The organism is Salinivibrio siamensis (assembly GCF_001996005.1).
GTDB classification, from domain to species: Bacteria; Pseudomonadota; Gammaproteobacteria; order Enterobacterales; family Vibrionaceae; genus Salinivibrio; species Salinivibrio siamensis.
Map to the genome: position 1 here is coordinate 41,495 of NZ_MUFB01000005.1, position 19,139 is coordinate 60,633.

Annotated in this window: 18 protein-coding genes; 10 read left to right on the forward strand and 8 right to left on the reverse strand. The window is 53.5% G+C overall.

The window, feature by feature from the left end; genetic code table 11:
- The first annotated feature begins 36 nt into the window (after nt 1-36).
- Nucleotides 37-468: a universal stress protein gene (locus BZG73_RS03965; protein ID WP_046074291.1), complete on the forward strand. Its 432-nt coding sequence runs from the start codon at nt 37-39 to the stop codon at nt 466-468.
- A 40-nt stretch (nt 469-508) separates the two neighbouring features.
- Here the strand turns inward: BZG73_RS03965 and BZG73_RS03970 are convergent, their stop codons facing one another.
- Both BZG73_RS03970 and mpl read right to left on the reverse strand, forming a co-directional pair.
- Nucleotides 509-1,129 (reverse strand): flavin prenyltransferase UbiX, encoded by a 621-nt coding sequence (locus BZG73_RS03970; protein ID WP_046074292.1) that lies wholly within the window; start codon nt 1,127-1,129, stop codon nt 509-511.
- On the reverse strand, nt 1,119-2,492 hold the full coding sequence (gene mpl / locus BZG73_RS03975; RefSeq protein ID WP_077667656.1) for a UDP-N-acetylmuramate:L-alanyl-gamma-D-glutamyl-meso-diaminopimelate ligase: 1,374 nt from the start codon (nt 2,490-2,492) through the stop codon (nt 1,119-1,121). The genes BZG73_RS03970 and mpl overlap by 11 nt, the downstream gene beginning before the upstream one ends.
- Nucleotides 2,493-2,747: 255 nt before the next feature.
- Between mpl and fbp the strand changes: the two genes are divergently transcribed.
- Entirely contained in the window at nt 2,748-3,770 is a 1,023-nt protein-coding gene (gene fbp, locus BZG73_RS03980; RefSeq protein WP_077667657.1) for a class 1 fructose-bisphosphatase, read from the forward strand.
- Nucleotides 3,771-3,896: 126 nt separating this feature from the next.
- Complete coding sequence (ppa, locus tag BZG73_RS03985) at nt 3,897-4,424, forward strand: inorganic diphosphatase (protein WP_046074295.1); 528 nt, start codon at nt 3,897-3,899, stop codon at nt 4,422-4,424.
- A gap of 49 nt (nt 4,425-4,473) precedes the next feature.
- Here ppa and tamB read toward each other — a convergent pair whose 3' ends face one another.
- Nucleotides 4,474-8,244 carry an autotransporter assembly complex protein TamB gene (gene tamB / locus BZG73_RS03990; RefSeq protein ID WP_077667658.1) on the reverse strand — a complete coding sequence of 1,257 codons (3,771 nt, stop codon included), beginning with the start codon at nt 8,242-8,244 and terminating at the stop codon, nt 4,474-4,476.
- On the reverse strand, nt 8,241-9,944 hold the full coding sequence (tamA, locus tag BZG73_RS03995; protein ID WP_235606014.1) for an autotransporter assembly complex protein TamA: 1,704 nt from the start codon (nt 9,942-9,944) through the stop codon (nt 8,241-8,243). The genes tamB and tamA overlap by 4 nt, the downstream gene beginning before the upstream one ends.
- A gap of 187 nt (nt 9,945-10,131) precedes the next feature.
- Between tamA and msrA the strand changes: the two genes are divergently transcribed.
- The gene (gene msrA, locus BZG73_RS04000) at nt 10,132-10,764 is read left to right on the forward strand and encodes a peptide-methionine (S)-S-oxide reductase MsrA (protein ID WP_407690277.1); all 633 of its coding nucleotides are present in this window, start codon (nt 10,132-10,134) and stop codon (nt 10,762-10,764) included.
- 96 nt (nt 10,765-10,860) lie between these two features.
- Here the strand turns inward: msrA and BZG73_RS04005 are convergent, their stop codons facing one another.
- A complete protein-coding gene (locus BZG73_RS04005) occupies nt 10,861-11,067 on the reverse strand; it encodes a DUF1107 domain-containing protein (RefSeq protein ID WP_025673598.1) in 207 nt (68 codons plus the stop codon).
- A gap of 373 nt (nt 11,068-11,440) precedes the next feature.
- On the opposite strand from BZG73_RS04005, the gene BZG73_RS04010 reads away from it, so the two are divergent.
- Nucleotides 11,441-11,998, forward strand: coding sequence for a YtfJ family protein (locus BZG73_RS04010; protein ID WP_046074298.1), 558 nt, complete (start codon nt 11,441-11,443; stop codon nt 11,996-11,998).
- A gap of 78 nt (nt 11,999-12,076) precedes the next feature.
- On the opposite strand, the gene BZG73_RS15995 is transcribed toward BZG73_RS04010, so the two are convergent.
- Complete coding sequence (locus BZG73_RS15995; RefSeq protein WP_158075265.1) at nt 12,077-12,223, reverse strand: hypothetical protein; 147 nt, start codon at nt 12,221-12,223, stop codon at nt 12,077-12,079.
- 187 nt (nt 12,224-12,410) lie between these two features.
- Between BZG73_RS15995 and zrgA the strand changes: the two genes are divergently transcribed.
- The 5 genes from zrgA to BZG73_RS04040 all read left to right on the forward strand — a co-directional run bounded on the left by zrgA (nt 12,411) and on the right by BZG73_RS04040 (nt 16,737).
- Complete coding sequence (gene zrgA, locus BZG73_RS04020; protein ID WP_077667661.1) at nt 12,411-13,103, forward strand: zinc uptake protein ZrgA; 693 nt, start codon at nt 12,411-12,413, stop codon at nt 13,101-13,103.
- Between the two features lie 40 nt (nt 13,104-13,143).
- The gene (locus BZG73_RS04025; RefSeq protein WP_077667662.1) at nt 13,144-13,839 is read left to right on the forward strand and encodes an ABC transporter ATP-binding protein; all 696 of its coding nucleotides are present in this window, start codon (nt 13,144-13,146) and stop codon (nt 13,837-13,839) included.
- Nucleotides 13,836-15,095 carry an ABC transporter permease gene (locus BZG73_RS04030; protein WP_077662808.1) on the forward strand — a complete coding sequence of 420 codons (1,260 nt, stop codon included), beginning with the start codon at nt 13,836-13,838 and terminating at the stop codon, nt 15,093-15,095. Before BZG73_RS04025 ends, BZG73_RS04030 begins: the two co-directional genes overlap by 4 nt.
- Nucleotides 15,096-15,098: 3 nt before the next feature.
- Nucleotides 15,099-15,596, forward strand: a complete 498-nt coding sequence (locus BZG73_RS04035; RefSeq protein ID WP_046074303.1) for a DUF3299 domain-containing protein — start codon at nt 15,099-15,101, stop codon at nt 15,594-15,596.
- Between the two features lie 238 nt (nt 15,597-15,834).
- Nucleotides 15,835-16,737, forward strand: coding sequence for a TIGR03899 family protein (locus BZG73_RS04040; RefSeq protein WP_077667663.1), 903 nt, complete (start codon nt 15,835-15,837; stop codon nt 16,735-16,737).
- Here BZG73_RS04040 and cysC read toward each other — a convergent pair.
- Together cysC and BZG73_RS04050 are read right to left on the reverse strand one after the other, a co-directional pair.
- Nucleotides 16,734-17,360, reverse strand: coding sequence for an adenylyl-sulfate kinase (gene cysC, locus BZG73_RS04045; RefSeq protein ID WP_077667664.1), 627 nt, complete (start codon nt 17,358-17,360; stop codon nt 16,734-16,736). The two genes, BZG73_RS04040 and cysC, sit on opposite strands and share 4 nt — an antisense overlap.
- Nucleotides 17,361-17,394: 34 nt before the next feature.
- A complete protein-coding gene (locus tag BZG73_RS04050) occupies nt 17,395-19,137 on the reverse strand; it encodes an SLC13 family permease (RefSeq protein WP_077667665.1) in 1,743 nt (580 codons plus the stop codon).
- Nucleotides 19,138-19,139: the final 2 nt, after the last annotated feature.

The window sequence follows — 19,139 nt, forward strand, 5'->3', positions numbered from 1 at the left end:
GTGCCCCTTTCTTTTATAAGCGCAAAGGATATCGCTATGTATAAACATATCTTGGTTCCCGTTGATTTGAACGACGAAAGCTTTGCAGATACCGCAGTGGATCACGCCGTTTGGCTCGCCAGCCAGTCAGGGGCCAAAATACACCTGCTCACTGTACTGCCCGGCATTCACAATTCGATGGTCGCCTCTTACTTCCCTGAAGAAGCTGCCAATAAAATGAAACGCGACATGAAGCGCAACTTACAAGGGTTTGCGGATAAATACGTCCCCAAAAGCGTGGCCTGTCAGGTCTCTGTTGAAGAAGGCAAGCCCTACAAGGGGATCATTAAAACGGCAGAGCGCATCGGCTGCGATCTGATTGTGATGCCAAGCCATAAGCGCTCACGCGTCAATAAAATGATGCTGGGCTCAGTCGCCGCCAAAGTGCTCGAGGGTGCGAGTGTCCATGTGATGGTGTTAAAACCTTAACCATACGGTTCAGGCACGCATCGGCGTGCCTGAACATTTATTACCGCTGGCGTTGATCATAGCCCCAGCGCGGCACCAAGGTTTGTTCTGCCCCCAAGTGGTCCAAAATGCGCGCCACCATAAAGTCCACTAAGTCGTCAATTGACTGAGGCTGATGATAAAAGCCTGGCGCGGCGGGCATAATCGTTACCCCCATCTGCGACAGCTTGTGCATATTCTCTAGGTGCAAGGTCGAAAACGGTGTCTCGCGCACCACCAATAGCAACTGTCCGCGCTCTTTAAGCACCACGTCGGCAGCTCTCTCAATCAGGTTATCGGACAACCCATGCGCAATGGACGATAGCGAGCCTGCCGAGCAGGGACACACCACCATTTGCTTCGGCGCCGCAGACCCAGACGCAACAGGCGAAAACCAATCCTCTTTGCCACACACCACCAGCTTATCGGTGTGGCATTGTAAGTGTTCCACTAACACCTTTTTCGCCGCATCCGGCCCGGCGGGCAACTTCAGCCCATGCTCGGTCGCCAACACCACACGTGCGGCCGACGAAATCAATAAGAAAACCTGATAGTCTTGCGCAAGCAGGCACTCGAGCAAACGTAGGCCGTAGGGCGCACCGGATGCGCCTGTCCACGCCAAGGTTATTCGTTTATCCGCCATAAACCGCCTCCTTACTCGCCAGAGCTGTTAGCAGCTTGTCATGAATGCCACCAAAGCCGCCGTTGCTCATCACCAGCACGGTATCGCCTGCTTGGGCTTGCTCGCACAGCGCAGTAACAAGGGCTTCAATATCGGCATGGATGTGCGCAGGCTGGGTGCAACTGTCCGCCACCGCGTCGAGCGACCAATCCAGCCCTTGCGGTTGGTACAAGAACACCGCGTCCGCACGGGCTAATGACGCTGCCAAGGTGTCTTTATGCACCCCTTGCTTCATGGTATTGGAACGTGGTTCTAACACCGCCAAAATACGGCCACTGCCTACTTTCGCGCGCACCCCCTCAAGGGTTAATCGAATCGCCGTTGGATGATGGGCAAAATCGTCATACACAGTGACGCCGGCTTGCTCACCGCGCCACTCAAGCCGACGCTTGGTATTGATAAATCGTTCGAGCGATTGACAAGCAAAGTCCGGGGTCACCCCCACATGACGCGCTGCCGCGATGGCCATCAAGGCATTACGCACATTGTGGTCACCGACCAAATCCCAGCTCACCGTCCCCACGATTTCACCGGCAAAGTACACATCAAACTGGCTGCCAGCCGGGTCTTTTTTCACACTCTGCCACTGACCATCCGGGCCCGCATAAACACACTCGCTCCAGCATCCCATGGCGAGGGTATCCGTGACATTGGCATCGTCTGACGGGGCGATAATCTGCCCAATCCCTGGCACGGTACGCACCACATGGTGGAATTGCTTCTGGATCGCCGCCAGATCATCAAAAATATCAGCATGATCGAACTCAAGATTGTTGATCACCAAAGTTTTCGGTTGGTAATGAATAAACTTAGAGCGCTTATCGAAAAACGCACTGTCATATTCATCGGCTTCCACCACGAAAAACGGGCTCTCTCCTAATCGCGCCGACGCGTTAAAGTTACTCGCCACCCCACCAATCAAAAAGCCAGGTTGATAACCACAGTCTTCTAAAATCCACGCCAGCATACTCGCGGTGGTGGTTTTTCCGTGAGTGCCAGATACCGCCAGCACCCAGCGGTCTTGCAGTAAAAAGTCGTGCAGCCATTGCGGGCCAGAAGTATAAGGCAACCCTTGATTGAGGACCGCCTCAACACAAGGGTTGCCTCGACTCATGGCATTGCCAATCACCACTAAGTCAGGTGCAGGCGATAGTTGGGCAGGGTCATAGCCTTCGATAATATCGATTCCCTGAGACTCCAGTAGTGTGCTCATCGGTGGGTAAACATGGCTATCAGAGCCCGTCACCGTGTGCCCAAGTTGTTTTGCCAGCATGGCTGCGCCACCCATAAAAGTCCCGCAGATGCCTAAAATATGAATATGCATAGCCTTCACTGTATTGTTGATTGCCTGCCGTTTGGCGCAGGCGTTTATTATGCCTCGGATTAACGCTTGGGTCTTATCGCTTGCGCGCATCTGACATGGTTTTTATGTCGCGATCACACTTCCCTCGCCTGATTCATTTCTTCAGTACGATTAAAAAGTCACGAAAGCTAGAATAGCGGCGATTCCAAGAGGCAGCCCACTGCCCATGTATCCGATTGCACAAGAAAGACAGTTCATCATCATTAAGGATTGAGAATGCCCGACATTAAGACCCTCGGCGAGTACATTGTTGAGAAGCAACACGCGTTTCCGCATGCTAGCGGCGATTTATCTTCTCTTCTCGCCTCGATTCGTCTGGCCGCCAAAATTGTTAACCGTGAAATCAACAAAGCCGGCTTAGTCGACATTGCCGGCGCGATTGGGACGGAAAACGCACAAGGCGAAGAGCAGCAAAAACTCGACGTCTATGCCAACGAAAAATTTAAAGCCGCGATGGAAGCGCGCGACCAAGTGTGTGGCGTGGCCAGTGAAGAAGAAGATGACGCGGTTATTTTTAATAAACAGCTTAACCGTAATGCCAAATATGTGGTGTTGATTGACCCACTTGATGGCTCCTCTAACATTGATGTTAACGTCTCTGTTGGCACCATTTTCTCCATTTACCACCGCGTCTCGCCTGTGGGGACACCGCCCACCGAAGAAGATTTTCTCCAGTCCGGTCACCGCCAAGTCGCCGCCGGCTATATCATTTACGGCTCATCGACCATGTTGGTTTACACCACCGGTGATGGTGTGCATGGTTTCACTTATGACCCGTCCCTCGGCCTGTTTTGCCTGTCTCACGAAAACATGACCATTCCTAAAGACGGCAACATCTACTCGATTAACGAAGGGAACTACATCAAGTTCCCGCAAGGCGTCAAAAAATATATCAAATACTGTCAAGAAAACGTCCCACAAGAGAAACGTCCTTACACGTCGCGTTATATTGGCTCCTTGGTCGCTGACTTTCACCGTAACCTGCTAAAGGGCGGCATTTACCTCTACCCCAGCACGCTCGCCTACCCCAATGGCAAACTGCGCTTGCTGTATGAGTGCAACCCGATGGCGTTTATTATCGAGCAAGCCGGCGGCAAAGCAACCGATGGCACCCAGCGAATCATGGACATCGCTCCGAATGAGCTCCATCAGCGCGTCCCATTCTTTGTTGGCTCGAGCAATATGGTCGATAAAGTCGAGGAGTATCTCGACGCTTATCCGGATCATGACGACGAATAAGCGCAAAATAGACACCTAACGACAGTCTTCCATGATAAAGAGGCGGCCAACACGGTCGCCTCTGTTATTTTCACGCTTGGCGGTTATAATTGGCACACACTTTTTCATTAAACAAAAGGACATCCCATGAGCCTGAACCAGGTCCCTGCGGGCAAAGAGCTGCCTGAAGATATTTATGTGGTGATTGAGATCCCAGCTAACGCCGATCCTATCAAGTATGAAGTCGATAAAGACAGCGGCGCCGTTTTCGTTGACCGTTTCATGGCAACGCCTATGTTCTACCCATGTAACTATGGCTATGTGAACCACACCTTGTCGTTGGACGGTGACCCTGTCGACGTGCTGGTACCCACTCCCTTCCCATTGGTACCAGGCTCAGTGATCCGCTGCCGCCCTGTTGGCGTGCTGAAAATGACCGACGAGTCGGGTGAAGATGCGAAAGTGATCGCCGTACCGCACAGCAAGCTAACCAAAGAGTACGATCACGTGAAAGACGTGAACGACCTACCTGAGCTGCTAAAAGCCCAAATCACGCACTTCTTCGAGCGCTATAAAGAGCTAGAAGCAGGCAAGTGGGTGAAAGTGGATGGCTGGGAAGATGCCCAGGCGGCAAAAGACGAAATCCTGTCATCATTTGAGCGCGCAAAGCAGTAATCCTCCGCGTCAATGACACATAAGCCCGCGAGCCTTCGCGGGCTTTTTTCTATTTGATCTCAAACTGATAGAGCAAATCCACCGCTTGATCCACCCCAGAGACCGCTTCGAGATAAAGGTCTTGCATCAATCGGTAGCGCACCGTAAACACCCCTATCGCATCGAAGATCCCCACACCGTATTTCACCTCTAGATCGGGCAGGATATAACCCGATACTTCTACTTTCTGCTCATCACCAGCACCAGCGGTATCAAGAGTGAGATCTTCCACACCGAACGCTTGACCGATTTCACCCACTAGCTTGCCACTTTGCGCTAAGCCCAAGCCAATCAGCATCGAGGTCATATTGGCATCACCGGCGCCGGCATCAAGCGCGCGGCCACGTAACAAATAAGACAGGGCGTTTGCCTGCGAGCCTGCCGGATCCATAAACACATCAGCAACCGGGTCATCGGCGGGCCCCGTTAAACGGATCCCTGCTGTGACATCCCCTTCGATGCGTTCAGGATTTCGAATCGCTTCCACCTGCAAATACGGCTGATCAGCGGGGCCATTGAATAAGATCTCGCCCTTTTTAATCAGCAAGTCTTGGCCAAACGAGCGGTAAGTACCGTCCAGCAGGCTCACATTCCCCACAATTAAGGCACCTTGCTGATTGTTTTTGATGTTAAGCGCTCCTGCCAAACGCGATTTCAGTCCGAACGCCGCTAATTGCACATCTTGCCCCAGCTCCAGTCGCACATCAGTCTGTAAATTAAAGGGCACAGATTCACTTTGCTCAATATCCTCTGGCACATAGTTCTCTTTCAGCAAGACCGTATCATCCGAGACCGTGATCGCAGACTCGGGCAGATTCTCGACTTCAATCCGCCCCCAAGGCACACGAATATCGCCCCGAATAGTCATATCATGCGGCGTTGCCGATACCGTGAGGTCAGGTGCCACATCCAGCCGCACCATGGGCGGCACGTTGACGCGTAAGGTATCCCCAGCCACGTTTAAGCCAAAGCGCCAGTCATCCATGCTGGGCCATTGCCCATCGCCGTTAAGTGCCAGCACACCATCCGGTGTCACCAGCTCGCCTTCCACCTTGCCTTGTTTACCATCCACCGTGAGTGCTAACCGCCCATCGTTCACATCGACAGGTGAAGCCAAGCCTTTGACTCGCAACGCGTCAATCGTCAGCCCGCCATACACATTCGGCAAGGTCAGCGGCCCCTCCATCCGCAAGTTAGCGTTCACTTCACCATTAATATCTGCTTGCTGATCGCTACCCAGCAAAGGTTCGAGTGTCGCGAGTTGAACGTCATTGACCGTCACCTCCCCCAATAAGGAGCGACTTGGCGCCAACAGATCGGTCAAGGTAAAGGCCGAGGCTAGGGTGCCTCCTTCGGACAATGTCAGCGCCATCGCGCCTTGCAATTTATCCTGATGCCAACGCGCATTGAGATTGGCATGCTGCCAGCCAATCACCAGTGGTGTGTCGGCCTGCTGGCGCACATCACCATCCGCGATATCAATCGAGGCTTGCACATCCGGCGAGACGTCAGGCTGCCAGCGTGCATGAACCGCGGCATTGGCACGTGTATCAAGTTGCCATTCCGGCGGTAAGAAGGCAGCGATTTGCGCGGCTTCAAAGCCTTCAATCTTGGCAACCACCTCCCCTTGCGCGCCGATTGTCGCCGGTTGCGATAAGCACAAAGAGGTCGCTTGCCACTGCCAACAATGCTCGCCAACCTCAGTTTGCATATCGGCGAAACGGAGCGTAATCGGTGCTGCACTTTGCTGCACAATGTCGCCAAGATCTTCCACGCTCACCGATGTATCGAGTAACTTTCCTTGCCAGCCTGTGTCTCGCGACAATGCACCTTCAATGCGCAGCCCGCCAGAAGCTGGAGCACCTTGCCAGCGCAAATCCAGCTGATGGGCGGCTTCATCACCGCGCACGGTTAAATCGAGGTTATCTAAACGCACGGTTTGATAGCGCCCGCCCAATACCGATACCGTCAGATCACCACCCAAGCGGTCTTTCACGGCAAGATTGCCGTCTACCGTTAGCTGATTAATGCGCACATCTTGCCAACGCAGCTGCTTAGCATGGAGTGCCAACTTTGCGGTTGGCTGTGCAAACGGCCCGCTCAGTCGCGCATCGCCACGGATCACACCAGTGAGCATGGGCAAGGATTGCGACAAATCGGCAATATCGACCGAGAGCCCCATTTGCCACTCATCACGCACTTGCCCTTGCGCCGTTACTTGGTTGGGACCGTGTGACAGCGTCAATCCCGGTGTTGACACGCTCGGCTGACCATCGCCATCACGATCATGCGCATTGAGCGCGCCCGCGACCGCTAGCGGCAGTTTTTGCAACTCGCCATGCACCACCAACGTGGGCACCGACACATCCCAGCCGCCTTGGGCGGTTAAGCGGCCACGGTGGCTGATTGCACCGGTTAAATCTCCCGTCACCTCTGGCCATTGCTGCTGAGGTTGAATGTTGGCAAAGCCTAACTCAGCTTGCCAAAAAGGCACGCTGGACCAATCTACGCTGGCACGGCCAGCCACCTTGCCGCCGAGCGTGTTGGCCTCCAGCTGCGAGAGGGTCAGCGCCGTCAGGCTGCCTTGGCCGGCAAGATTCAGCTGAGTGGTTGGCACGTCAGGGCCCTCGATGCCGGTTTGTAAGCCGAGCTGATAGTTGGACAAATCCCCATCGGCGTGAAATTGTAGCTCGCGTAATGCCGCGATCGCTTCCCCCGTCAGCGGCCACGTCAATGCCTCGCTACCCAATTGCACCGCAAAAGGTAAGTTCGCCGCCAGCAGGTTTGCCTCTCCTTCCAGTGTCGCCGTCACCGGACCGCGCGCATTCGCGCTTAGCTCAAGCGCGGCCAGGCTTCCTGAAGCCGACAGTGATAAGGCTTGGCCTTGAAGCGGGGCGAGATGAGTGGTCAACTGGGTTTGCAAGGTCAGTGGGTACTCACCCTCGAGTGTAATATCACCCGCAAGGCTTGCCGTGCCTTGGGGGGCGGTCACTGAGAAGCTATCAATGGTTACCGCACTGCCTCGAACGCTACCCGCCAAAGATAACGCTGAGAGGGTTTGTACTGTGCCCGCTTCAATCCGCGTATCTTGCAAGCGAAGCTGCTCCACCTCGATAGCCAGCGGCAGCGCCACCGTGGGTAATTCCAGGCCTGGGTAATGCCATGGCGTGCTTGCCACCGCGCTATCCGGTTTGCCGACCGCTTGGTCGGTACTTTCTTGAGGCTCGGTGTTGCTCGGCAGACTCACCACCAACTGCTGCCAATCGGTCGGCGATACAGTTAACGTATCACCCACAAAATGCACGCCACCTTGCAGTTGGTGCCAACTCACCGACTGTCCAGCGACCTGAATCGCTACATCCTTAAAGGCAAAGGCATTGATGTGAACAGGCAACGGCGCGTGGATAACCGACGTGGATACGTCTTCCGACGATGTATCCTCCTTATTCGCGGGCAAATCAATATCGAGCCTGACCCCTTCGACGGCCAATTGGTCAATACAAAGCTCAGGCGTCAGTAAGCACTTACCTTCAATAACAAGATTCAGCTGTTTGGCGTTCAGTTGCAGCTGCGCATCCTTATAGCGCACCCCTTGCAGAATAAAGCCGGTCAGCAGGCTGCCTTCGGCCTCATCGACCGATAACGCTGGCAAGGCTTTTTGCGCGCCCCACAGGCCCACTTGCAGACCCACCGGAGTAAAAAGTGCGGCCGCCACCAGCCCCACCAATGAAAAAAGAGCAATTAACGCAATAAACGTTAGCCTGACGAACCAGCGACTCATAACTCAGGCCCCAAGGTAAGGTGTACACGAAAATCATCATCGTCATTATCAAAGCCATGTGCGACATCAAGACGAATCGGGCCGACCGGCGATGACCAGCGAATACCGGTACCGGCCGCACGCTTCCACGATAAATGACTGGTCCACGCATCACCGCCATCGGTAAATAACGCCCACCACCAGTTGCCGCCGAGGCGATATTGATACTCCAACGTACCGGTTAACATATAGCGCGCGCCACTTAGCTGACCGCTATCGTCACGCGGGGAAACAGTTTCGTAGGCATAGCCACGAATGCTGTTGTCGCCCCCGGCGAAAAAACGCAACGATGGTGGCGCTTCACTAAATTCTTCAGAAATCAAAGCGCCACCATCAACGCGTAATAAGCCGCGATGGTTTTTATTCAGACTACGAATCCACGCACTCCGCCCTTGTAAGCGCACCAAGCTGATGTCGGACAGCCAAACCGGATCAGCTGCTTCCAATGTAATAGATTGTTTGTCTCCCCAATGCGGCATTAACCCACCGCGAGCGCGGGTGCGAGTGAAATTGATCCCAGGCAGCACCACGCTAACGATGTCTTCATCTTGCCCTTGGGTGTAGTTTTCATATAGCCAGCGCAATGAGACACTGCGTTGCCAGCCGGTATCATACAGCCAATGGCGAGAGACAGAAGTGGACACCTCGAGGCTGGAGGTATCGCGTTGATCGGTATTTTGTAACCCTAACTGCACTTGATAATACTCGCGGGAAACATCCTCCAAGGGGACCTTGTAGGTCGAGGTTAGCGTCTGTTCGGGCTCAGAAATCGCCAGTGATGTGGTGATACTGTGGCCGCGTGAGTTATACCAGGGCTTTCGCCAGTTAAACTTGAACCGCGGACCAATGTCGGTGGAGTACCCAATCCCGGTTTCAAACTTGTTGCGTGCTTCAGGGGTGAGCGTCACCTTGATCGGCACTTCGTTGTCATCGGCTTCTTCCATGTCCGCTTGCACCAAGGCACTGGCGAACCAACCGGTATTCGCGAGAGCTTGGTTAAACTCGCCCAATACCGACACGCGATACAGCTCGCCTGGAGAAAAATCACGTAAAGTGTCGAGACGCTGCAACTGAATTTGCGCACCTTGGTAGCGAATCGCACCAAAGTGATAGCGCTTACCACTGGCAAAGTGAAGCCGAATAAAGGCCTGCTGACGATCAGGGGCAACCTCTAATCGCGTTTGCGTAAAGCGACCATCAAAATATCCCTTTTTCACTGCCAAACTTTGAATCTGGCTTTTTAGCGTCTCGTAATCACTGTGATTGAGCCTCGCGCCCGGCTGAGGCCCTTGGGCGATGAGAGCATGAAAGTCATCATCCATATTAGCTTCGCCATTGAACACCACATCCACTTGTGCCAAGCGAACGGGTTTACCTGGGTCAACCTTGACCTCCAGCGTGGCGTCTTCATCCATTCGCGTGGTGATCTTGGGTTGATAAAAGCCCACCGCTTGCAGCGCTTTGCGCACATCTTTTTCGACCCGGGCTATAAATCGGTAGGAGCCATCTCGCTCTTCTGGGGCAATCGCCGCGAGATAGGTCTCGACGTTGTCTTGTGCAATGCCGTCTAGCCCTTCAATATCAATGTCGACATCCGCACGAGCAACGCTAGCCATCAAGCTGATAGCGATCGCGAATAGCGGGAGTAGCCGTATATTCATACAGTGAGATCCGTTACCCGGGTGTCGCCCGGCTAAATTGATGATATCTTGCCATATTACGTGTTGAGCGGGGATGGATGCCAGTACCATGTTGATCACAAGATGCGGGAGCCATGCCTGACGCCAACCATTAACGCGCAAAGCAGCACGCGTTGCGCTTTTCCATCACAGCAGTCAAAGGATGCCTATGTCGATGCAATCTTCCTTTACCCAACCTGACAATGCGATAGCCGATCGCACCGATCCTATTATTCCAACCGAACCGCACGCGGTATTTAATCAGCCTATCACGGCCACGCCAGCGGCCGGTCAAAAACAGGTTATTTTTGGTATGGGCTGTTTTTGGGGGGCCGAGCGAAAGTGGTGGCAACAGCCAGGGGTAGTCATGACATCAGTCGGATACAGTGGCGGCGTCACCCAGCATCCGCGTTATCAAGACGTGTGCACAGGGCAAACCGGCCATGCCGAAGTCGTTAACGTGATTTTTGACCCGTCAGTGGTGAGTTTAGACACCCTACTTGCAGTGTTCTGGGAAAACCACGATCCGACTCAAGGCATGCGTCAAGGCAATGACGTCGGCCCGCAATATCGTTCCGCAATTTACTATTGCGATCCAACGGACCAAGCCAGCGTCGAGGCGAGTCTGGCGACCTATCAGGCGGCATTGAGAGAGGCGGGTAAGCCAGATACGGTGACCACTGAGATCGCACCCGCTGGCGCGTACTATTTCGCGGAAACTGACCACCAGCAGTACTTGCACAAAAATCCACAAGGCTACTGCGGCTTAGGTGGCACAGGTGTTTGTTTCCCCCCGCAGTAAACCATTGGTGCTCAGCCATTCATCATCAACCATGGCTGAAGGGTGAGGCATAAAAAAACACGTCCGGTTGGACGTGTTTTTTCAGTGTGGCGATGTTTATGCGGTAATGGCCATGGCTTTGATTTCTTTATTCACCTCGGTCATTACCGATAACGCTCGTTTGTCACTGTGTCCCGGCGGCAGTAAACGGCCACCATCAAACTCAAACGCGCCTACACCTTCGATATAGAGTCGGCCCTTAAAAAATCGTTTCACATACCGCGCAATCTGGGTTGGTCGATATTGACGAAAGATGCGAAGCATAAGGATCCCTTTCTTTTTTCTCAACAAAGTCTGATTAACAGACCGAAACGGTAACCCTATTCATTCACTGTTCACAGCAAATATGAGCTACCACCATGGAGAGCAGAAGATTATCTAACCATCTCCGCGTACAAAGCTAAGCAAGCAAAGTGCCACCTTGCCAAGGTGACCAACACAGTGTTAGAGGCAACACAACACCAAAAGTTCCCTCGTTTGATCGATGACGAGCCAAGGCTTTTTAAGATCACCGGATAAAATTCCGATCTTGCGCACGGATTCACCTTAGATACTTGGCACAAATCACCGTCTGGCGTAACCATAGATAACTTGGCACCTGATGCCAAATAGTGACCACAAACATGGATGATTAATAATGAAAAAAACCACCCTACTTGCTCTCGTCTTTGCGTTATTCTCTGGCACCAGTATGGCGCACACGATCCAAAATGGTGCACCTTTACCTTCAGCCAAGGTCGCCGAGCATGGCGAATTGACCCTCAATGGCGACGATATCGTCTATCAAGACTGGCAAACCGAGCAATTGCCAGGCAAGGTGCGCGTGATCCAAGCTATCGCCGGACGCAGCAGTGCCAAAGAAATGAACGCGCCGTTAATGGAAGCCATCACAGCCGCAGACTTTGATGACGCTCGCTACCAAACCACCACTATCATTAACCAAGATGATGCCATGTGGGGCACCGGGGGTTTTGTGAAATCATCAGCCGAAGACAGTAAACGCGAGTTTAGTTGGTCTTCTATCGTGCTCGACGAAAACGGCAGTGTTGCCGAAGCGTGGCGCCTAAAAGAAGAAAGCTCGTTAATTGCTGTATTGGATGACAAAGGCTCAGTACGTTTTGTCAAAGAAGGCAAATTAAGTGCCGATGAAGTGAATCAAGTCGTCAGCTTAGTCACCCAACTGGTCAACCAATAACAACCGCGCGCGGGGACAGCCCGCGCTGCCATTCAATACTTGGCGTTGATGATGATAATTGTTATGTTATCACATTACTTATATGGCGCGGAAGTTGGTATGTTTCGGCGATTGATCGTCCATCTGCTGTTTGTTTTGCTGCTCAGCCAAGCTGGGCTGTGGGGGCATCATCACCTCGATACTTTCACTCCAACGCATCACAGTGAGCACTGCAGCGCCTGCCACTTGGTGCCACCCGCCCTCTTAGCTTATGCTGTCACAGCACCTGCGCCCACCTATGTGGTCAACGCAATTATTACCCTTTCTAAGCCACCACGTGCTTACCACATCGCCATCGCCTTTTCGGCGCGCGACCCACCTAGTCGAATAAATACCGCAATGATTTAACCCATTTATTCACTAGGAGAACCCAATGAAAACGCGTTTTTTACCCAATGTTATCGCCATGGCCATCGCAACCGCGTCCACAGCCACGCTCGCCGAAGAAGCCAACTATCAGTCGTTCGATGCCCATGTGCACGGTGAAGTCACGGCAAGCCTTGCCCAAGACGGTGAGCGTGTGCTGATTGAACTGACCGCACCCGGCCATGATGTGGTTGGGTTTGAGCACCACCCGAAAAATGCCGCCGACCAGCAAACACTTGAAGATGTTTATGCGCTGCTGCGTGATGGTGGGAAACGCTTCCAGCTTGCTGAAGCGGCGAATTGCCAGCTGGTCGAGGCCAAAGTCACCAGCAGTTTTAGCGACTACGATGAGCATCACGGCCACGATGAGCACCACGGCCACGATGAGCACCACGGCCACGATGAGCAACATGACCACGACGAGCACCACGGCCACGATGAGCAACATGACCACGACGAGCACCACGGCCACGACGAGCACCACGGCCACGATGAGCATCATGGGCATGATCACGGTAACCACAACACCTTATCAGCGAACTACCAATTCGTTTGCCAAACCCCGCAAGCCTTCACCGAATTGCAAACTGATTGGTTTAGCCTGTTCCCTAACACAGAAACCATCAAAATTCAGGCCTTTACTGATGATAAGGTCTGGGTAGACACCTTGAATCGTGCCAAGTCGCACATCCAGTGGTAGTGAACAAGGAGGCGGGGCGCATCCAGCGCCCCTGTCAGGCATGATAACCATCGAACAACTACGTTTTACTTGGCCAGCTCAGCCGCAACCGATCTTAGATATCGATAGCTTTGCGGTCGGTGAGGGCGAGCATGTATTTTTAAAAGGCCCCAGTGGCAGCGGGAAATCCACGCTACTGAGCCTGATTGCAGGCATTCATACCCCACAATCGGGAACGCTAACGGTCAATCATCAAGCGCTGACCGTACTGAATGATCGCCAAAGGGATCAATTCCGTGCTAACCATATTGGTTATATTTTTCAGCAATTTAATCTGCTGCCCTATTTATCGGTGATTGATAATGTCACCGTCCCGCTGCGCTTTTCTCACACGCGGCGTCAGGCACTCAGCCAGCCTGCACACCAAGAGGCCGCCAATTTACTCGATAAGCTGGGCCTTCCCGCACACTGTTACCATCAGCCAGTGACTGCGCTGAGTATCGGCCAGCAACAGCGGGTCGCCGCGGCACGGGCATTAATTGGGGCACCGGCGTTAATTATCGCTGACGAGCCGACCTCTGCGCTCGATGCGGACACCCGCAATACCTTTATTCAGTTGCTTCAAGACCGCTGCCGGGAAGCCAACAGCAGCTTATTGTTTGTCAGCCATGACAGCCAATTGGCGCCCTTATTTGACCGCGATGTCTCGCTTCCCGCGCTTAATCGTGCCATACATCGCGAGGAGGCCAACCAATGATTTCACTGTTAGGATTGGCAGGGCAAAGCCTCAAGAATCGCCGCGCCACCGCCCTGCTTTCTTTGCTGACCGTCACCATCGCCGTGGTGCTCTTGCTCGGGGTGGAAAAGGTGCGCACCCAAGCCAAAGCCAGCTTTGCCAATACCATCTCCAACACCGATTTAATTGTCGGCGCCCGCTCCGGTCCGATCAATTTACTGCTCTATTCCGTGTTTCGCATCGGTAACGCTACCAACAATATCGGCTGGGACAGTTACCAGCGCCTTCGTGAGCATCCGGATGTGAGTTGGACCATCCCCATTTCACTGGGGGACTCTCACCGCGGCTTTCGCGTGGTCGGCACCACCAATGATTACTTTGACCATTATCAATATGGTCAAAAACAACCACTGGCCTTTCGCCAAGGCGGCCCATTTTCCGGCTTATTTGATACCGTGATTGGCGCCCAAGTGGCAAGAGAGCTGGGATACAAGATGGGCGATAGTCTGGTCATTGCCCATGGACTGGCCGACAAAGGCTTTAATCAGCATGACAACTTGCCCTTTACGGTCACTGGGATCTTGGCGCCCACTGGCACCCCCGTCGACCGTAGCGTACATGTGTCGCTCGAAGCCATCGAAGCGATTCATGTCGGCTGGGAAAGTGGCGCACGACTCGGCCAAGGCCTCACCCAAGCGCAAGCGCAACAACGCGAGCTACAACCAGAACAACTGACCGCGGTGATGGTGGGACTAAACAGCAAAATCAAAACCTTTGCCGTCCAGCGCTGGGTTAATACTTATCCACGCGAACCATTAACCGCCATTATGCCCGGTATTGCCTTGCACGAGCTGTGGGGCATGATGCGAGTTGGCGAACAAGCCCTGTTGGTGATCTCTGGCTTTGTGGCCGTCGCCGGGCTGTTGGGTATGCTCTCAAGCCTGCTCACTAGCTTGAACGAGCGTCGACGCGAAATGGCAATCTTACGTGCGATGGGCGCGCGTCCTTTGCATATTATTTTGCTATTGGTCAGTGAGGCGGTCGCGATCACTCTTGCAGGGATCGTCTCTGGCGTGTTCCTGCTTTATGGTGGACTCGCTCTAGCACAGCCCTATATTCTCAGTGAATTTGGCTTATTCTTACCGCTCGACTGGCCGTCCTCTTATGAGCTTTCATTGATGGCCGGAGTGTTAGTCGCTGGCTTTATCGTGGGATTAATTCCGGCCTGGCGAGCCTATCGACAGGCGCTCGCCGATGGCATGACAATTAAGGTGTAACAGATGAAAAAACGGATAACGCTCGGCCTTATCGCTTTACTCAGTGGCCTGTTAAGCTCACTGGCGTGGGCAAGCAGTGAGCCACTCACGCTAGATTGGATTGATTTGGTCCCCGAGCACGAACGCGCCCAATTTGATAGCCGCGGGATGCCGGAAATCAGCCACGACAGTGAGAATCCACAAAGTCTTGTCGGCTCAGTTCGCCCGGAGCTCAACAACAGCCAGGTCAAAATCCCCGGCTTTGTGATCCCTCTAGAAGGCGACGATAAAGTGGTGACGGAATTCCTGCTGGTGCCCTTTCTTGGCGCCTGTATCCATGTCCCACCGCCGCCACCTAATCAGATTGTTTATGTAAAGTTTGCCGGCGGCGCGCCGATTCAACAACTATGGGATGTGGTGTATGTCGAGGGCACACTGAAAACCGAGCATATAAGTCATGACTTGGCAGAAGTGGGATATGTGCTACAAGGCACCGAATTAACTGACTACGACGACGGATAAGTCCCTATCAATCAGTGAGCCCGATCGGCGCACCCGATGTTGTCAGGCAATATAATGAGACAAGATCGCCAGTGCGYCAATGTACACGGCAATCAACAGCAGATTGATGGGGTTGAGTTTTTGCTTACGCACACGCATCCCTACACTTGATTGTTAACACCCATAATGTTAACAAATTTAATCTTTAATTAACATATTTGCCAGCACTAAATTTGCTGACAATCAGTGTGAGAATCGCATGGCAGAGCAAGACAAACCCGTGGTCGTCGACGTCCATCCCGACAAACGGCAACATCAGGGTCACAGTTATAAAGAAGACGCTGATCTACGTGGCAGTAAGGGGCGGCTAAAAGCGATTGCCAGTGAGTACCACGTGGATGCGCGCCTGCAAGAGGTTGAACAGGAAGATCTCGCTCACCGCAGTGCCAACCGCCAGCGTCATGTGATGCAAAAGCAGCAGGCTAATCTCGAAGCCATCATCGCCCTCACCTACGACCAGTGTCATAGCGAAACCGCTCAGACCCCAGACCCAGACTGGCTGGTTCGCTTTTTTGATTTAGCCCGCAATATTCACGGCCATGCGATGCAGCAACTGTGGGCGAAAATTCTCAAACAAGAAATGCTCCGCCCCGGCAGCACCTCGATTAAAGCCCTGACCATTCTCGAGACCATGACCCAGCGTGAAGCGCAAGCACTGCAACGCGCTTGTGCTCTATCCAGCACGTTTGGGCAAGACAGCACTAAAAAGCTGGTGACCGGTTTTCGCCGCCGCCAAGGCTTGGTGCAACTGCTACGCCCAGAGCCGCCCCATAAGCTTTCGCTGGGCCACTATCAACTGTCTTATACCGACTTAATGCTGTTGATGGACTTGGGACTGATCCTGCGCACTGAGCTCGAATCCGGTGTGATTGAAATGCAACCGGCCATGCCGTTTAAACTGCAAGACACCCAATACATGCTCACCCCGCTCCACAAAGGGATGCGTCTTTATTATTACCGCTTTAGTCCCACCGGCCATGAGCTGGCGACATTGGTCGGTAAACGCGTGCACCCCGATTACCACCACGCCATTTGTGAGTTGCTCGCCGAAGGCTTTGAGATGCACAGCGAGGTGGGTGATACGGTCAACACCCACGCTTAATCCGACGGGCGCAGCACCCCGCGATCACGCAGTACGCGAAGACAAGTCGCCACATGCTCGGCAACACTTTGATCACCGCTTAAATGGATCGCCGGTGTTTGCGGTGGTTCATACTCTGACGATATGCCGGTAAACGCAGGGATCTCGCCGGCACGCGCCTTTTTGTACAGTCCTTTGGGGTCGCGCTGCTCACACACCGCCAGCGGCGTATCGACAAAGACTTCGATAAACTGCCCCTCAGGCAAACGTTCGCGCACCATCTCTCGCTCCGCGCGAAACGGTGAGATAAAGGCACTCAAGACAATCAGACCCGCATCGGTCATTAACTTGGCCACTTCACCAATCCGGCGAATATTCTCGCGCCTGTCTTGATCGGAAAAACCCAGATCGCGACATAAGCCATGGCGAATGTTATCGCCATCCAGCAAATAGGTATGGTGTCCTTCGGCGACCAAGGCCGCCTCTAGCGCCCCAGCGATAGTCGATTTACCCGAGCCAGACAAGCCAGTAAACCAAAGCACCACAGGTTGCTGCTGTTTTTGTTCGCTGCGCTGAGCTTGGTCAACATGATGTTGATGCCAGATCACATTGGGATCGGTTGACGCAGATACAGTGTCAGTCATGAAAGTCTCCGCTATTTCGTTGGCCACGCCATCATTAAGGGGCCACCGCCGTTAAAGGAAAAACAACCGGTAACAAGGTGAGCACCACCGTGGAATACACCACAGATAATGGCAGTCCCAGACGCCAATAATCACGTAACTGGTAATTGCCCACGCTGTATACCAATAAATTGGTTTGATACCCGTAAGGGGAAATAAAACTGGCACTGGCGCCAAACAGCACCGCCATCACAAAAGGCATAGGGTCAACCCCATACCCTAGCGCCAAGCTATAGCCCAGCGGGAAAGCCAGCGCCGCCGCAGCATTGTTGGTGATAAGCTCGGTGAGCAACAAAGTCAGCAAGTATACGGCCACCAGCGCCCCTATCGCGCCCCCTGCGGCAAACGTCGCCATAAACCAATCACTAAAGCGTGCCGACAGCCCTGACGCCAACATCAGTTGTGCCAATGTCAGCGCCGCGCCGACAATCACCACCACCTCAACCGGAAAGCGGCGTTGTAAATCGTGCAAAGAGATAATGCCGGTGACCAGTAACACCACTAAATACGCCGCTAAGCCATTGAGCAGCGGCATTGGAGTGAGCAAGGCGGCGCCAATCACCGCGACAAATCCCGCCAGTACCGCAACGCTTTTACGCTCGGAAAGACGGGTACTGGCTTCCAAACCATTAAAGAGCACGAATTCACGCCGTAACGCTTGACTGTCTTGGCGAAAGGTTTTGCCCGGCACCAACACCAGCGTATCGCCAGCATGCAAAGGAATATTGCCCAGCCCACCGTCGAGTTTTTCGTGGCCGCGGCGAATGGCGACCACCACAGCATCAAAGGTCTCGCGAAAACGGGCGGCTTTGAGGGTTTTGCCACAAATACTGGCGCTGTGGCTCACCACCACCTCAATCAAGTTTTGTCCATCAATGTGATGCTGGCCGAACAAGGTCAAGCCCGGGATCTCTTGCAAGGTCGCGACACTTTCCACATCACCGGCAAACTGCAACTTGTCACCGGCCAATAACGGCGTATCCGGACACACAGGCGCAATAACGCCGTCTTGGCGATGAATTTCAGCCAAGTACAAGCGGCGTAATGCCCGCAGGCCATTGTCTGCCACACTGCGACCGCATAAGGGTGAGTCGGCGGACAACCGTGCTTCGAGCACATACGGCAAGCTCTCTTCTTGTTCACCATCATGGCGTGGCAACCGATAGCTAAACGGGATTAATACCAATAGCCCTGCCACCAATGCAGCAGCACCAATGATCGTTGGGGTAAAAAAGCCCAAACTGGATAAACCTGCCCGCTCAACAAAGCTGTTCACAATGAGATTGGTGGACGTGCCAATCAGCGTTAGGGTGCCGCCGAGAATGGCGCTGTATGACAATGGGATCAAAAGCTGTGAGGGTGAGTGACGTCGGTTGCGCTTGATCGCGCCAATCATGGACACCACTACCGCTGTGTTATTGACCAGCGCCGATAGCAGCGCACTTGAGATACCTAATTTCGCAATCACTGTGGGGAGTGCGCCGTGCGACGCCTGTCGGGCGACCCAGCTGGTCAAATGGGTTTTTTCCAACGCACAAGAAACCAAAATCAGCAATACCAAGGTCAGCAGCGATGGCGCGGTAAAGTTCGCCGTCAGCGCTTCAACCGAGGTAAGCCCGGTTTGGAACGCCACAAACGCGGCCCCCGCAAACAAGAGTACAGGCTTTATACGGGTGAGCACCAAGCCGGCGACAATCGCCACCAGCAAGGTGAGTACCGTGGTTTCTTGCCAACTCATCG

What these genes read in the sequence shown, in the direction of transcription:
- BZG73_RS04040 (WP_077667663.1), top strand. Translation starts at nt 15,835, where the DNA reads ATGGCAGAGCAAGACAAACCCGTGGTCGTCGACGTCCATCCCGACAAA.
- tamB (WP_077667658.1), bottom strand. Translation starts at nt 8,244, where the DNA reads ATGAGTCGCTGGTTCGTCAGGCTAACGTTTATTGCGTTAATTGCTCTT.
- zrgA (WP_077667661.1), top strand. Translation starts at nt 12,411, where the DNA reads ATGAAAACGCGTTTTTTACCCAATGTTATCGCCATGGCCATCGCAACC.
- BZG73_RS04010 (WP_046074298.1), top strand. Translation starts at nt 11,441, where the DNA reads ATGAAAAAAACCACCCTACTTGCTCTCGTCTTTGCGTTATTCTCTGGC.
- msrA (WP_407690277.1), top strand. Translation starts at nt 10,132, where the DNA reads ATGTCGATGCAATCTTCCTTTACCCAACCTGACAATGCGATAGCCGAT.
- ppa (WP_046074295.1), top strand. Translation starts at nt 3,897, where the DNA reads ATGAGCCTGAACCAGGTCCCTGCGGGCAAAGAGCTGCCTGAAGATATT.
- fbp (WP_077667657.1), top strand. Translation starts at nt 2,748, where the DNA reads ATGCCCGACATTAAGACCCTCGGCGAGTACATTGTTGAGAAGCAACAC.
- tamA (WP_235606014.1), bottom strand. Translation starts at nt 9,944, where the DNA reads ATGAATATACGGCTACTCCCGCTATTCGCGATCGCTATCAGCTTGATG.
- BZG73_RS04050 (WP_077667665.1), bottom strand. Translation starts at nt 19,137, where the DNA reads ATGAGTTGGCAAGAAACCACGGTACTCACCTTGCTGGTGGCGATTGTC.
- cysC (WP_077667664.1), bottom strand. Translation starts at nt 17,360, where the DNA reads ATGACTGACACTGTATCTGCGTCAACCGATCCCAATGTGATCTGGCAT.
- BZG73_RS04005 (WP_025673598.1), bottom strand. Translation starts at nt 11,067, where the DNA reads ATGCTTCGCATCTTTCGTCAATATCGACCAACCCAGATTGCGCGGTAT.
- BZG73_RS03970 (WP_046074292.1), bottom strand. Translation starts at nt 1,129, where the DNA reads ATGGCGGATAAACGAATAACCTTGGCGTGGACAGGCGCATCCGGTGCG.
- BZG73_RS04030 (WP_077662808.1), top strand. Translation starts at nt 13,836, where the DNA reads ATGATTTCACTGTTAGGATTGGCAGGGCAAAGCCTCAAGAATCGCCGC.
- BZG73_RS04025 (WP_077667662.1), top strand. Translation starts at nt 13,144, where the DNA reads ATGATAACCATCGAACAACTACGTTTTACTTGGCCAGCTCAGCCGCAA.
- BZG73_RS03965 (WP_046074291.1), top strand. Translation starts at nt 37, where the DNA reads ATGTATAAACATATCTTGGTTCCCGTTGATTTGAACGACGAAAGCTTT.
- BZG73_RS04035 (WP_046074303.1), top strand. Translation starts at nt 15,099, where the DNA reads ATGAAAAAACGGATAACGCTCGGCCTTATCGCTTTACTCAGTGGCCTG.
- mpl (WP_077667656.1), bottom strand. Translation starts at nt 2,492, where the DNA reads ATGCATATTCATATTTTAGGCATCTGCGGGACTTTTATGGGTGGCGCA.